Here is a 15,327-nt window from a genome sequence, read left to right as displayed (position 1 = left end):
GAAAAGGGTTTCCAGGGGCAAAAGGTTTGGGTTAGTTTGTGAAATATGCACTGTTTGTTTTTGTGTTTTTGTAACTTAAATTATAGTTGTGTTTTATTTCATGCGGCATAGCCTTGTTTTTATTCCGTCATCACTATACAATATCAAGCTGTCCTTGGTTAATTTTAATATCCTGTCTTTGATAACAATATTTTCAGAAAAAAAATATATAATATCATTATTTTTTATTGTAAAATAAACAGGTTTGGTATCTGTATCAAAGTATATAATCTTATTATTATGTATGTTAAAAAATGCGTTTCCGTCACTTTTTTCAGCCCATGTTCCCTGTATAATTCTTATTAGATTATTGTTGATTTTGCTGATTTCCTTTGATTTTTTGCTTGATAAATTGCTTGTTTTTTTGTGCTGAGCACTGACGTTTTTAAAAACAAATAAAAAGCAAACCAAAATATATATTGACATTTTCATTTTTGTGGAATTTCAAGATGAAAGGCTGGGTCGCGGTGTGGTGCAGTATATGGGGAGAAAAAATTTGATACCCCGCGGTTTGATTTCAAAGCAGTGTTGAAAGCTGATGCTTTATTGCCTAGATCACGAGAAGAAAAATCAATTACATTAAGAGTTGTAGGATTTGCTAAATGCTTCGATACATTTGTTGGTCCAAGAGTAGTTATGGCTGCTGCCATATTATTGATTATTTGCTCACTAGATAAGCCTGAATTTTTTCCATTTTCAAAGACATTAATAACTTTGTCTCCAGAAGATGCATATAGATTATAAGATTTCTTTACTCCGTTAGGAGCTATTGCGTTAGTATACATTGCTTTTGCTTCCCCTATTACAGTGCTTTGAGTTCTGCTGACACGGACAGAATTTACTTTTGCTTGGCGCATTGATGAGGATACAACTTCTGCACTGTAATTCGAGATATTTGCTATATCTTGAGAAGAGCCTTTTATATTGCTTATTGTAGACTTTGTTTCTCCATATCTATTAGTTTCAGTGTTTGTCACTGAGATGCTAGATGAGCTTCTTGCTGTGGTAGTATTGTTTCCTCTCTCAATTTCGCTTGCTGAGTTTCTGGGTCCTGCTGTTGCATTTGGGCCGATTCTTTCTTCGCTTATTCTGCCATCAGGGTCAACAAATCTTATGGGATTGTCGAAGCAGTAAACATAAGGGCTATATCTGTGCATTATATCTGATAACGGATCCACAGCATGCCACCGTCCCAACTGTGTATCATACATGCGTGCGCCATAATCCTGCCAGTTAAGGCCCAGTTCTTGCTGCTTTTCTTTGCCATTATACTGATATTTATTCTCGTGCGCAATGCTTGTCCTTTCCAATCCAGCCAGATTCAATCCCCACGGGTCATAGACATTCTCTTGCACGACTAAACCCGGACTATATCTTACCTCTATGTCATCAAAGAATACGTCGGCGCTACTGGTATTGCCTACATAGGCTTGGATATAACCATCAGCGGGAGCAATAACGCGCTTTAATAGGGACTCATAATTGTTATAGGCTGTTTCCGAGAGGGAGTGGTTGAGTGTCTCAACTAGAGTAGAATCTGCGTTATAAACGAGAATGCGTAAAAATCCTTCGGGAATATTCTGCGTGCGAGCCAAGGTTGGCAACATAGATAAGCTAAGGCCGAGGAATGGCAGGGGTCGAAGTCTGCGGGTAGGCTCACCGCCCGGCTGCATAGTTGGCTGTTGGAGCAGGGTGCCGGCCACAATAGTTGGCAGCGATAACGCCAGCTTTTTCGTGCGCAGATATTGCTGATACATGCCGTGTGCCGTCACCGTGATGGTATCACCTTTGTGCACACTCAGTATTTTAGATGGACCCAGAGCCTGGCCCGTTGCGGCATTAAGACGGGCCACGTAGGATCCCGTGCGCGCCAAAGCGCCAGCCATAAAGCGGCTCCGGGCAATGCTGGCTGAATCAAACTGCTGTTCTTCCTGCCGGGCTACGGAAGCTGGGTTCATTTCCATCGTGGCCTTGAAAACGGCTGTGTCGCCGGGGCGGTAGGCTATGCGCAGATTGCCCAAATGATCCTTGATACTGTATTCCCGGACGTAACGCACAGTTGGCGTTCCGGCTGCACTGCGTTGCACCTGACATAGTACCCGGCCTTCCGCGTGGGGGAAGAAGCGCAGGGAATCCTGCTCGTATTGGAAAGCGCCGGCATAGTCGGTTTGCTGCATGGGCTTGCCCGTCTCGTACACCAGCTTGGCTACTTTCTGGCCCGCGGCTGAGTAGCGAAACACAATGGAGTCGTTGCCGAAGGCGATGCGCCGGGGTAGATTTAGATGGTTGTAAAGAATGGACGTGATGCCCTTGTTGCGGTCGGCCGTCAGGCTGCCGTTGGCATCGTACTGGTACTCGGCCTGTTGCTGCGGCTGGTAGTAGCTGCCCTGATCCTGAAAGTCGCCGGCAAGGGCCGGGGCACTGGGGGTAGCTGGGCCATTATCCCGGATGGCATCGTCGACGGCGAGCAGGCGGTTGCCGGCATAAGTGTACAGGAGCTGATCAATGGGGCCGTACTGCTTCGCACTGGTGGAAGTGGCCGGAGCCCGCAGCCCCCGGCGCCGCAGGGTCAGAATATTGCCGTTCTCGTCGTAGCTGACAAAGCGCAGGCCGTAGTTTTGTTTTTCCGCGGTCCAGGCCCCGGTGGCGGTGCGGGCCACAAAGTCGCCCTGCAACAGGCGGTTGCTGGCATCATATACGTAGCCGTAGGCTCGGGTCACGTTGTCAGACTGGCTGCGCCACTTTTGCCCCGTGATGTTGCCGTTGTATTGTAAATAGTCGGTGGTGAAACCGTGCTCATAGTACAGCTCCATGCCCCAGATGTCGTTGGGCTCGCTCTGCACGGCGTCGTTGATGTGGGTGAGCCACCCGCGGATATTGTAGCGGTAATCCACTTTCTGATTGCCCAAGCCAAGCTTTTTCTGCTGCAATTGCCCGAGTTCGTCGTAGCGCAGAGTTGCCAGCACAGTAGGCCGCAACTCGGTGCCGAGCTGTTGAGTTGTGGAGAGCAGGCGGCCGGCGTGGTCGTAGGTATGGGTTTCGGCGACACTCACGGGTTGCGCGGCCGGGCGCGCATCCAGATGCACGGAGTACGTTTTCCGGGTTTTACCCGCAAAGTCGAGCTGGGTGGTGATGACGTCGGTACCGCCCCGGGCATTGGTGCCCTGGACCTGAATCGGGCGGGCGCGCTCGTCGTAGAACGTAGTGGTCGTCAACCAGGCACCAGGGCCCGTTTCGGGAAGGCCCAGCACCCGGCTGCGGGTCTGCGTTATTAAGTCCTTGACGCGGGCATCGGGACGGGGACCAGCACCGGTGAATTGGTGGTCGTACTGCGGGTTGTAGGCCGCGTCGGGTTGAGCGGCCGGATCATTGTCGAAATTATAGTCATCGTAATAGGAAAGCGTCAGCACCCGGGGCTGGGTGAACCGGCTGGTGGCCGACAGCGGGGGGTAAGCCTGGTAGAGCGTGTAATGATGAGGATTGGAAACGGCTGCCGTACGGGATTCGGCCTGAATGACAGTTCGTTCGGCTTCCCCTTGCAGCACTTCGAGAGGCGCATTGCGGGTGCAGAGCCCCGTGACCACGGGACGGCCCCACACGTCATATTTGGTGAAAGACCATTCCTGGCGCAGCCGTTGGGCCGCATCCTGGCTGAGCACCACCTGATCCAGTTGATTGTAGACTAGCTGGGTTTCGCCGTCGGTACCCGGAATCTGCTTGGCGATGACGCGGCCGTGCTTGTCGTAGCGGTAGCGAAACAGCAGTGGGTCGGCAGCATCGCGCAGCTGCCAGTTGTTGGCGCGCAACTGCGCCACTGCCTTCGGGGGCAGCACTATCCGCAGGTGACCAAAGTCATCGTACACGTAATACGTTTCCAACCATTGCTGAGCCGTGTTGAGGGAAACCAGTTGGTTGGGAATGCTGGTTTGCACCCGTTTCAGAATCACGTGTTTTTGCTGGTCTTCAAACTCCAGGATGCGGAAGCCGTGCTCATCCCGGGTTTCTTTCACCCATAGTGTAGCGGCGGCGTAGGGGGCTTGCACAAAGGTGGCGTTGATCTGGCTGCCGTAGCCGACCGTGAAATGCTGAACCTCGTCCGACACGACGTTGGGGCGCTCCTGAATGGTCGTGACATGACCGGTAGCCATTTGCCAAGCTTCGCCGGGGGCGGCCGTTGCTAAGGTCCGGTTGAGCGGAGAAGCTTCAAAAGCCGTTTCACCGTAGGGCACTCCCGTGCGGGGAAGCCCGGCTACTGGCGCTCCGGTTCCCGCGGGAATGTCGTGGTAGAATTCATATTGCTCCCGAATGGCATTCGGTCGGTAAGGGCCCAGGGCACCGGTGCCATTAGCCGCGGTGTAGGGCAAATAGCTTTTCGTTTCCCGGCCCAGCTCGTCGTAGGCCGTGGGCTGAACAATATCGCGCCGGAGCGGCGACTCCTGCCGTAGCACGCTCTGCACGGGCCGGCCCAAGCCGTCCAGGTAATCCGTTTTGATCTGCACGTCGTCCACGGGAGCCTGAACCAGATTCTCGGGGTCCGTAAATTCCTGCCGGGCAGTGTAGGTGCGCACAAAATTCAGCACCAGCGAGTCGGGGTTGCCGGTAAATGGATTAGGCGCCAGCGTGTTAATCGGCGAGGCCACCAGGCTACTCTCGACGGGCAGATTCTCTACCGGCGGCGCATAGGGCAGCAAATCGAGAAATACGTTCTTATACAGGAAGATGTGGAAGCCATTGCTGTTGGTAACCAGATCGTTCCAAACCCGCAGCCGGTACAGTCCTTCCATGGTGGGAAGCACCTTGCCCAGTTGAAGCGTTGTGTCGGTCTGAGCCGGTAGTTCCACCCAGGCCTGCCCTAACTGCCGCTCCCACTGATAGTGGTTGCCCGTGCCCGCCATGCTGCGGTGCATGGTCTGGTAGGTGCGGGCCACGCAGCGAAGCGTGTCAGCCATCGGCGTATTCTGGGGCATAAAATAAAACTCCGGGATGCAGCTGACTCCCACGGCGGTAAAGTTGGGCTCGATGGTGCCAAAATCCAGATAGTTGTTCTGCACCAAAACGGTCTGGGGCCGTCGGGCACTGCGGGCCCAGCTTGGAATTGCTATAAGCTGGTTGGCCGACAGATCCAGGTAGCGCACCGCCGGCAACAACGTCAGGGCAGCGGGTACTGCGCCCCGGAAGTTATTATGACCTAACCCCAGATAACTCAGGAAGCGAAAATCCCCTAGGAAGGCCGGCAGTTCACCCCCGAGCTGGTTCTCGCTCAGGTCCAGGGTTTGCAGCGCGCCCAGCTCACTCCAGGTGGGCGGAATGCTGCCCGCCAGTCGATTATGATGGGCATCCAGAGTTTTTAAAGCGCGCATAGTGGCCCAGGAAGCGGGCAGCAGCGCCGTGAAATAGTTGCTCGACACATCCAGCTCTTCCAGGGCGGCAAGCTGCCCCAGACCAGCCGGCAACGGGCCCGTGAGTTGGTTGTGCGCCACCGTCAGGCGCGTGAGCTGGGTGAGGCGGCCGAGGGAATCAGACAAGCTGCCCGTAAGCCGGTTGTGGGCTAGGCTCAGGCTTTGCAGTGTGCCCAGACGCCCCCACTGGGCCGGAATACTGCCGCTGAGCAGATTGTCCTGGAGGGTAATAGTGCGAATCTGCTGCCAGGCCGCGAATGATTGGGGCAGGCTGCCCGTAAGGCGGTTGAGGCAAGCACCAAACTCAATGAGGAAACGCAGCTGGCCCAGTGTGCTAGGCAAGCTTCCGGATAAGGCGTTATAGCTGAGGTTGAGGGTTTGCAGAGCTCGAGCACCCCCAAGCTCCGCCGGAATGCTGCCGCTGAGTTGGTTGGCAGAAACATTCAGCTGTTGCAAACTGGTCAGCTGACCAAGGGCGGACGGCAGCGTCCCAGTCAGCTTGTTGTCGCTCAGCAACAAAGACTGTAGCTGAGAAAGTTGGCCTAAAGCCGCGGGAATGGAGCCGCTAAGCTTGTTGCTGTTCAGATTGAGGCTTTCCAGAAAAGGCAGCGTGCCCAGCCAGTCCGGAATCGGGCCGGTCAGCTGGTTCTGATCCAGCGACAGGTGCTGAAGCTGGGTCAGTTGCTGGTACTCGGTTGGGATGGGACCAGTCAGCGCATTCTGGGTTAGCGTCAGGTACCGGAGTTGGCGCAATTCCCCTAAGCAAGGGTGCAGAGGACCCGTCAGGTGGCCGTAAGCACCGTACAGGCCCACTACGTCGCCGCCCTCCAGCCGCACCCCGGGCCATGCGTGGAGGGGAGTGTCCTTAATGCTCTGCCAAGTGGAAACAGAGACGGTGGCAAACAGAAACTGGCGTAATACGCGCAGCTCGGTGGAGTCGGCAACAACGCCTTCGGGGGCCTGCGCCCGGGCTGGAATGGCGCTGGCCCAGGCCAGCAGGAAAACCAAGAAAATCAGGCGGATAGGGAAAGGATAGCGCATAGCAAGGCTGGAAAAGCAGCTAAAGGATAGGAGTAGAAAAGCAGCGGGATAGGAATTGCCGCCCCGGATCAGGGGCGAGAATAGTGGTACTCTTGCTGACTCAGCACGCGGTTCTGCTCGTCGCGGGTGCGAAGCAGGCGCCCAAAGGCGTCGTACTCATAGAAGAGCGTCCGCCCGTCGGGAGCCGTGCGCGAGGTGGGCCCAACCAGGGGCGCGTGGGTGAAGGTGGTTACCCGGGCGGCCGGCAGCCGAGTGCGCAGCAGGTTGATTTTGGCGCGGATGTCAGCGGCGGAGCCAGGGTTGGGACCAGCCAAGGCATCAACGGCTGGCTGACCCAGCACGGCCAGCACTTCCGGATAAGTGGCATTCTTGATTTCGGCCACCACGTAGCACGCATTATAGCCCCAGAGATAGGTAACGGGGGCCTCGCCGGGCCGGTGTTGCTCGAGTACATTGCCGCGCGCATCGTAGCGGTCAATGACAGCGGCTTCCTGGTAGCGCGCATCCTGCTGAAACTGGCCCTGCTGCACTGCCGAGGGCTGGAAGTTGGTCGGCAGAATAGGGTCAACAGTTTTCAGCTGCCAGATGCGCCGTGGGCGCAGCCCGTCATAGTGTACTACTGTGCCCGCCGTTAGGCCCAGGGGCCAGTCGTGCTGCCGCCACTGCTGCTGCTCAATAACGGGAGCCAATACGTGGCGGGCAACCAGTGCCTGAATTCCGCGGCTGGCCGTATCTGCGGCGCCTGAGGTCGCAAAGTCCAGTGGGTACCGGTAGCGCGTGGTCAGTGTATCGGCCGTCCCGGCACATACCCGAATGGTGGTTGGCTGGGCGTGGTTTGGGTTGCCGTACTGGTAAAGCGTTGTCGTAGTCAGAGGAGCCTGGGTGGTGTCTTGCGCGGCGTAGCGATATACTACCGTCGAGTCGAGGTGAAGCCAGTAGCTGGGATGAGAAAAGTTTTGATAGGCATAATAGCCGGTGCTGAATTCGCGCTTTTCCGGGATGTTATTGCAGGCCGAGCCCCGGGAGGCCACCTGCGCCATCACCTTGAAGCCCTGGATAACACTGCGGTTGCGGGAGTCGAGGGAATAGGTGTTGGTGGTGCGCTCGAGCAGGCGAAATTTGCTTCCGTCCTCCGACTGGTACACGCTCCGGGACAACAGCTGGCCGCGACGCCAGGAGTTGTCGATAGGGGCTACCATGGGTAGCTCGGTGCTGGCGCTATCCTGGCAGACGGAATACTCACTTACCGTCTTACCGCTGCGTGGGCCGTCATCGACGCTGACGGCAGAATAGGCTACCGCTTGGCCGCTGGCTTGTCCCAAAGGGCTGGAGCCAGCCGTTATTTCCCAGCCTGCATTAGGATAGAAACTGCATATTCCGGGTGTAACGAATTCAATAACGGGCTCCTCTAAGACGCCATAGCGGATTTCACGCCGGTAAGAATAGCGCAGTGGAAGCCCGGGAGTGTAGCCACTGGAACGGTCTGGGTGGTTGGGCTGAACGTAGGAATACCGCTTGGTGAGGGTGGGCCCACCCGCAGCTGGGGAAGTAGTGATGCGCCGAATCCGCACCCCGCCTACCAAGTGCTTGTAGTGTTCGTACTTGTCGGGGGCAGAAATGTCGCGCCATGTGACGCGCATCTCCGTTTCCATATCGGGGTTATCAGATTCAGCCATCAACTGATAGGTATGGCCCGTCAGCAGCATAATGCTGTCCGCAATGCCGGTATGTTCGTCCACCGTGTTGGTTTCGCAGCCGGCTATCTTGTATATCTGGATCTGCCGGTCTTTTCCATCGGTTATATCGAATAGAGTGGCGCCACCAGTGTTGTGACTCCACCCGCCGGTACCGGAGCAGTTGATGGAAAAGTCAATAGCGGCCCGGACATCACGGCTGTATTCCACCTTAAATGTAGTCGAGACGGTCACCGGGGTGTTGGAAGGGGCCAAGGCTGCCGCCGAATAAACCTTGATAGGTTGAGGGATTTTGCGGCGCTCGTCCGTCGTGTTAGACTCAAAAGAGAGCGTTGTGCGGCCCCCGGTTGGGTAGATGATCTGCTGGAGCAGCCCAGCCTGCACATAAGCTGAATCGGGAGTGCGGTCGGCCTGACCCAGAGCCCGAGGCTGGTAGATAGTCTGGAAGATCTGCCGCGGTATCAGATCCAGGTTAGTACGGTTGTTAAAAAATCCCCAGTGGTCCTGGGCGTAGGAGTCGCGCGGGGGCAGAGGAATGGCGGAGTACTGAAACCGGTGGCCCGGCTTGCGAAGAGAGCCGGCACTTTCGGTGATGCCGTCGAGCCGTAATCGGCTGTTGAAGCGCGGTGCGGCACCCCCGGTACTTTGGAAATACGACTGTTGCAGGTCAAACCGGCGAATAAGTCGCGCCGGGGCTTGCCGCGTGGCTTGGGCGTACAACTCCACCGAACCCAGGCTGGCATCAGAGGGGATATCCAGCCGTTTGGTGGAGTCTGCATTAAACTGCACGTAGCCCGAAGCAAAACGGATTCGAAACAGCTTGACGGCCTTGGTTTCTACGTAGCTCGTGCTCGTGACCACCCCTTCGGAATTGGGGTTGGTTGGAACGCCGTTGGCCAGCATGTAATAGATGGGTAGTACCTGCTGCTGGGACTGGGTGGGAGCGTACGAAATGCGGTGGCGGTTGTACTCAAAGGAGATGGTATCCGTGGCGTCGGCAGAAATGATGCGCGACAGATACCACGCCGAGCGGTGCCATACGTCGGGCCCGCGCTGCCGGATGGTTGTGCTTTCCCAGTCGGCAAATTGGTAAACCGTCCCGGAAGGCGATGTGATGGTCAGCTGACTGCCGAAGCCCAGCAGGGAAGCCTTAATGACCACGGGGTCGAAAGGAATCGGATGGGGCAGGCCGTCAACGCCGAAGGCAAACTGCCCGCCGCCTTCCGGATAGTTGTAGGAAAACAGGTCGGGCTCGCAATCCAGGCGGTTTTCGGCCACTGTCTGCAGCAGTCGGAAGTCAAGGACATCATTAATGGTACCGGCATCCGGAATCGTGCGGCGGTTGGCCAGAAATCCGAGGGTTTCATGCTCGTCTGGCAAGCCCCGCAACGAGCGGGAAATCATGCCGCCGGCCTGCAGGCTCCAGCCCAACCCCACCCACGACGCGTCGTCCGTCACCCGGATGCCCCCAGCGTGGTAGGTAAGGCTGATGGGCAGCTTCAGTTGTCGGCTTTTCACCTCAAACAGCGGCACGCTGACGGACGGCGTTCCGCTTTGTTCACTGACGGGCATGGTCACGTAGCGCTCCAGGGCGGCCGTGGTAGGCGAGCCCGGAACGTAGCTTTGCAGCTGTGGCACTGCCGGCGTAATGGTCGGCTGCTGGGCCAGGGCGGGGTGAAATGTACCCAGCAGCAGCTGGCAGATACAGTAGCTGCGCCACGCCCACGGAAGAACCGAGCGGTACACCCGCGAGACGTTGTTCAGGAATAAGCCCTGAACCGGGGAAAAGAGCAGAGACATAAATAATGGCTATAAAATGGAAATGAGAATAGTATTGCGCCCGGCCGCCGCCCGGGTTATTCGTTGCCCTAGCGGCCGCTGCAATGCCGTAAATGCAGACTCAGCTACGCAGCGATACAGCGTTGACAGCCGGAGGAGAGAGGGATAAAAAAGGCACGAACGGGCCCTCACCTGGTCGCCTGGCGTGGGCCAGGCGACCAAATGGAATACTGCTGCAATAGGGTAGAAGCGCGGGCGGCTACGGTCGGGATGGTTTAATGGATTTTTGCCCAGGACCGCGGGGATAACTAACTATAGAAGCTAGCAGCGTAAATGATGGAAATAGAGTAGTAAATAGTGATTGGGGTAACAATTGCGTTGATAATAAGCCCGCTGCTAATTGATAAACTACACCAGAGCGGCACCCGGAAATAGTCGAAAAATGCACGCGTAATGAATCGGATAGGAATGCTGGATTAGTAATAAATTGATAGGGGGCTAGAAATCAGGAAGGGCATAGTTTAGAAATGATAAAGGGAGTTAGTTAGTGGAAACCGGAGGGTAGAGTTAGATAGGACTGGTTGCAGACCGCAAGGCGTATGTGCATCTTTGCTTAAATCACACACAAGTATATTCAATATAAGAATGCGTGTCAAGTGCTTGCAATTCTTTTTTTGAATAAATTATTCCATGGACTGGATTCCCGCTAAAATTCGCCTGATTCGCCAGCAATTCCAGATGACCCAGCTGGAACTGGCTCAGGCCAGCGGCTTGTCCCAGCGCGACATCAGCCAGCTGGAGAACGGGCGCAAGGAAGGGGTGCCGAAAGAGTTTATTCGCTTTCTGCATACGCGGGGCGTCGACCTGAACTGGCTCTTTACGGATCCGGCCGAGGAAGTCGGTCAGGCACTGGCGCCAGCTAAAGGCTATACCGCGGCCGAACCGGGCGCTGCGCTGCTGGTCGAGGAGGAACGGGTTGGCTACGGGGCTTCTCCGAAGAAGGCGGCGCCCGTTGCCGAACTGCGGATGGTAGATGCCGCAGCGGCGGCGCAGTATGCCGCGCGCTGCGTCGAGCCGGCATTTGAGCAAACCTTGCCCGCGCTAACTCTGCCGCTACCCCAGGTACAGCAGGGCCGTTTCCGCTGCTTTCAGGTGACGGACACCAGCCTGCAGCCCGATTTTCAGCTCCACGACTGGGTTATTGCCCGTCTGCTGACGCCCAAACCGTCCGTGAATCAGCTGGACCCGGCCGCCATCTACGTCGTGGTTACTGTCCAGAGGCTGGCCATTGGCCGACTGACTCCCGCGGTGGCTGGCGCAGTGCAGCTGGTGGTGGAAGCGGGCCAGGCCGGGGCGGAATTCACCTGGGCACACGTGCAGGAGCTGTGGCTCGTCACGGGGCGGCTGAGCTTTCAGCTCCCGGCACCGGCCCCCGACACGCTGGCGGCGCAGTTGCATAATCTGCTCGAGCGGGTGCAGCGCCTGGAGCGGGAGCGGTAACTTCCCCTGCGACCCGCTTATTCAACGACAACGCCTTCCGCGGGCAGCTTACGGAGCTGTCGGCGGAGGGCGTTGATGGTTGGAGCGCGGCCTACTTCGCGCTGGTCGTCTGAATGCTTACCGAGGCGCTTTTCAGCCCCGCACTGCTGACGGTGAGCTGGGCGGTGCCCGCCTTGTCGGTGGCCTGCACCAGTACCACGAGCATGCCCTGGAAGGCTTTCATACGGGGCTCCTGGAAGGGCTCCAGGCTGGCCGGGTTGCCGTTGGCGGCGGCGCGGAAGCTGCCCGCGCCTGCTACTTTAAACTGGAGCTGGTTCGTGGCCTCGGGGCAGAGGTTACCCTGGGCGTCTTCCACCCGGGCCGTCACGAAAGCCAGGTCCTGCCCGTCGGCGGTCAGCTTCGTACGGTCGGCCACGAGGCGCACGTGGTGGGGCGGGCCGGCGGTATGCACCTCTTCCGTCGCCACGACCTTGCCGGCGGCATTGTAGGCTACCACTTTGAGGCTGCCCGGCGCGTATTTCACCTCGTTCCACATCAGGCGGTAGCGGGCCTGGGGGCTGCCGGTGGTGGTTTTGCGCTGGCGGCCCTGGCTTTTGCCGTTCACAAACAGCTCGGCCTCGGGGTAGTTGGTGTAACAGTACACGGGGGTGGTCTGGCCCTCGCGGCCCGGCCAGGTCCAGTGCGGCAGCAGGTGGAGCGTGGGGGCCGGGTTCCAGCGCGACTTATAGAGGTAGAACCGGTCTTTGGGCAGGCCGGCCAGGTCCAGGATGCCGAAGTAGGAGCTGTGCGACGGCCAGGCCTCGTCGTAGGGCGTGGGCTCGCCCAGGTAGTCGAAGCCGGTCCAGACGAACTCGCCCAGCACGTAGGGCAGGGCGTCCTGCTGCACGAACTCCTCGTCCGGAGTCTGCGACCAGTTGCACACCTCCAAGTCGTACGACGACGACTGGTTGTCGGCGTACTTCTTGTCTTTGCCGGGCACCACGGGAAACTTGTAGACCCCGCGGGAACTGACGGTGGAGGCCGTTTCGGAGCCCAGCATCATCCCCTGGGGCAGCTTGGCGCGGGCCTCGGGGTAGCGGGACGGCTTGTAGTTGAAGCCGGGCACGTCGAGCAGGGCCGCGAAGCCGTTGCCCACGGCCGCGTCGAACTGGTCCATGCCGGCCGTCACGGGGCGGGTGGGGTCTTCGCGGTGCACGATGTCCTGCAGGCGCTGGGCAATGGATACCCCGCCCGGGGCCCACTGGTCGGGCACCTCGTTGCCGATGCTCCACAGAATCACCGAGGGGTGGTTCCGGTCGCGGTGCACCATGTTCACGAGGTCCTTTTCCGCCCACTGATCGAAGTACTGGCTGTAGCCGTTCTTCACCTTGGGCTTTTTCCATTCATCAAACGACTCCACGATAAGCATAAAGCCCAGTTCGTCGGCCAGGCTCACCAGCTCCGGGGCCGGCATGTTGTGGGTGGTGCGGATGGCATCGGCGCCCAGCTCCTTGAGCAGGGTGAGCTGGCGCCGCAGGGCGGCCGCGTTCACGGCCGTACCCAGGGGACCCAGGTCGTGGTGGTTGCAGACGCCCCGGAACTTGCGCGGCTGCCCGTTGAGGAAGAAGCCCTTGTCGGCCTCAAACCGGAACGAGCGGATGCCGAAGCGGGTGCGGTACTCGTCCTTGAGTTCGTCGCCGGCATATAGCCTGGACACGGCCGTGTAGAGCACCGGCGTTTCCGGCGACCAGAGCCGGGGTTTGGCCACTACCAGCTGCTGCTCGAAGGTGCCGGGGGCGGCCGCCAGCGTGGTCGTGGTCGTCGTGAGCACCTTGCCGGCCGCGTCCCGGATTTCGGTTTGCAGGCGCAGGGGCGCGCGGGTGCCGGCCGGGGCTTCCACCTGGGTTTTGAGCGTCACCTTGGCGGCTTCGGCGGTGATGTCGGGCGTGGTCAGGTAGGTGCCCCACACGGGAACGTGCACGTCGTTGGTCACGATAAGGTGCACGTTGCGGTAGAGGCCGGCACCCGGGTACCAGCGCGAGGCCTCGGGCTGGTTCTGCAGCCGCACGGCCAGCAGGTTCGGGCCGGTCGGCTTGAGAAAGTCGGTTATGTCAAAGGAAAAAGAGTTGTAGCCGTAGGGCCAGGAGCCCACCTCGCGCCCGTTCACAAACACGTGGGCATTGCTCATGGCCCCGTCGAAGAGCAGCACGGCCCGCTTGCCCGGCTTGAAGCCGGGTACCGTCAGCGCCCGCCGGTACCAGCCCGTCCCGATGAAGGGCAGCCCACCGGTGCGGCCGGCCTTGAGGGTGGCCTGCTTCTCGTTGTTCTGCTCGATTTTCACTTCCTGCAGGTCGTTGTTGCCGTCGAAAGGGCCGTAGATGGCCCAGTCGTGGGGCACGCTAACGGTTTGCCACTTCGCATCCGAAAAGTCGGGGGCGGCAGCATTGACCACGTCGCCCTTGCTGAACTTCCAGTTCGTGGTCAGCAAAATGTCCTGGCGAACCTGCCCGAAAGCCGCGTCGCCGGCGGCCAGCCACAGCACCACCGCCACGCGCAGACCCGGAAAAAGAGAAGAGAAAAAACGCATAGCCGGAGAGGTTGGGGCCGGTTGGAAACAAAGAAAGCGGAGCGAAGAAGTCGGAGGGTAGGTTCGAGTGTCAGAGCACTACAGTCTATTGCAGCCGAATAAATCCAACATCCGCATGCACCGATTCGGGGCCCGGCCTGGCAGTCTGTAGCTGCAGGGCCAGAAAGCAGGCAAACGGAGTGCGGATAAAGCGCATATGAACAGAAACTCAGGCGAAACGACCGGCTATGTTCAGTAGGAGCAGTCTTCCGTCTGATTTTGCAATCGTTTGCATAAATAGAGATTGCTGCCGCAATAAGCAAGTGGGTATAAGGTTGGTAAAAGGGTTATTGTTTGGTAAGCAAGGTATTGGCGAATGATTTTCAAAAGAAATAGTTTAGTTCATTCCCGGGCTTACTGCTCCTTCGCCCTCGTGTTCTGGAGTAGCGCCAACTAATCACCCTCCTAAATCCGCTTCTGTCTAAGGTAAAAGCCGAGTGAAATTATCAATAGCAGCAAAATGATGGGTAAAGCAGGCCGCTGTGAGTTTGATTTTGCAATCGATTGCATAGATTTGCGACTGCCCCGGTGCTCCCGGCTGGGCATAAATTGGTCCGACTACCTGTTAGATATCAGCATGTTGAAAGAAGAAATTGCGACGGCCTTTCAGGAGCGCTACGACTATGCGCCGCTACTGGTGCGGGCTCCCGGCCGGGTGAACCTGATCGGGGAGCATACCGACTACAACGGCGGCTTCGTGCTGCCCGCGGCCATCGACCGGGAGATTGTCTTTGCCGTGGGCCTCAACGGCGGCAGCGCGGCCCGCTTGTTTTCTTTTGACAAAGACGAGGCGCTTGAACTGGATCTGGCCGCGGGCGCCGTGCAGCCCGGCCCGACGCTGTGGGCCAACTACCTGCTGGGCGTGGTGGCGCAGTTTCAGCAGCGCGGCATCGTTGTGCCGGGCTTTGACTGCGTGTTCGGGGGCAACGTGCCGATGGGGGCGGGGCTGTCTTCGTCGGCGGCGGTGGAATGCGGGCTGGCCTTTGCCCTCAATGAGCTGCTGCGTACCGGCTTCAGCCTGCTGGAGCTGGCCCTGATCGGGCAGGCCGCCGAGCACACGTTTGCCGGGGTGCAGTGCGGCCTCATGGATCAGTTTGCCAGCCTGCACGGGCGCGCCGGCCATGTTGTGCGTCTCGACTGCCGCTCGCTGGAATACGAGTATTTTCCTTTCGATTCGGCCGCCTACCACCTGGTGCTCTGCAATTCGGGGGTGAAGCACAGCCTGGCCAGCTCGGAGTACAACACCCGCCGCCGGGAGTGCGAGCAGGGC

The 15,327-nt window shown here is 58.1% G+C and carries 5 protein-coding genes; 2 read left to right on the top strand and 3 right to left on the bottom strand.

What is annotated here, in order from left to right; all coding sequences use genetic code 11:
* Positions 1-467: 467 nt before the first annotated feature.
* Both EWM57_RS16585 and EWM57_RS16580 read right to left on the bottom strand, forming a co-directional pair.
* Positions 468-6,479, bottom strand: a complete 6,012-nt coding sequence (locus tag EWM57_RS16585) for a DUF6443 domain-containing protein (protein ID WP_129922280.1) — start codon at positions 6,477-6,479, stop codon at positions 468-470.
* Positions 6,480-6,547: 68 nt separating this feature from the next.
* Complete coding sequence (locus tag EWM57_RS16580; RefSeq protein ID WP_129922279.1) at positions 6,548-9,973, bottom strand: RHS repeat domain-containing protein; 3,426 nt, start codon at positions 9,971-9,973, stop codon at positions 6,548-6,550.
* Between the two features lie 669 nt (positions 9,974-10,642).
* Between EWM57_RS16580 and EWM57_RS16575 the strand changes: the two genes are divergently transcribed.
* A complete protein-coding gene (locus EWM57_RS16575) occupies positions 10,643-11,452 on the top strand; it encodes a helix-turn-helix domain-containing protein (protein ID WP_129922278.1) in 810 nt (269 codons plus the stop codon).
* Between the two features lie 91 nt (positions 11,453-11,543).
* Here the strand turns inward: EWM57_RS16575 and galB are convergent, their stop codons facing one another.
* A complete protein-coding gene (galB, locus tag EWM57_RS16570; RefSeq protein ID WP_129922277.1) occupies positions 11,544-14,018 on the bottom strand; it encodes a beta-galactosidase GalB in 2,475 nt (824 codons plus the stop codon).
* Between the two features lie 616 nt (positions 14,019-14,634).
* On the opposite strand from galB, the gene EWM57_RS16565 reads away from it, so the two are divergent.
* Positions 14,635-15,327, top strand: a 693-nt coding sequence (locus EWM57_RS16565) for a galactokinase (protein WP_317128201.1), incomplete at its 3' end; no start/stop codon positions are given.

Source organism: Hymenobacter persicinus, from assembly GCF_004167665.1.
GTDB classification, from domain to species: domain Bacteria; phylum Bacteroidota; class Bacteroidia; order Cytophagales; family Hymenobacteraceae; genus Hymenobacter; species Hymenobacter persicinus.
The sequence above is the reverse complement of the archived record's forward strand: the minus strand, read 5'-3'. Positions and strand labels throughout refer to the sequence as shown.

Coding starts and splice junctions, on each gene's coding strand:
- EWM57_RS16580 (WP_129922279.1), bottom strand. CDS start 9,973: ATGTCTCTGCTCTTTTCCCCGGTTCAGGGCTTATTCCTGAACAACGTC.
- galB (WP_129922277.1), bottom strand. CDS start 14,018: ATGCGTTTTTTCTCTTCTCTTTTTCCGGGTCTGCGCGTGGCGGTGGTG.
- EWM57_RS16575 (WP_129922278.1), top strand. CDS start 10,643: ATGGACTGGATTCCCGCTAAAATTCGCCTGATTCGCCAGCAATTCCAG.
- EWM57_RS16585 (WP_129922280.1), bottom strand. CDS start 6,479: ATGCGCTATCCTTTCCCTATCCGCCTGATTTTCTTGGTTTTCCTGCTG.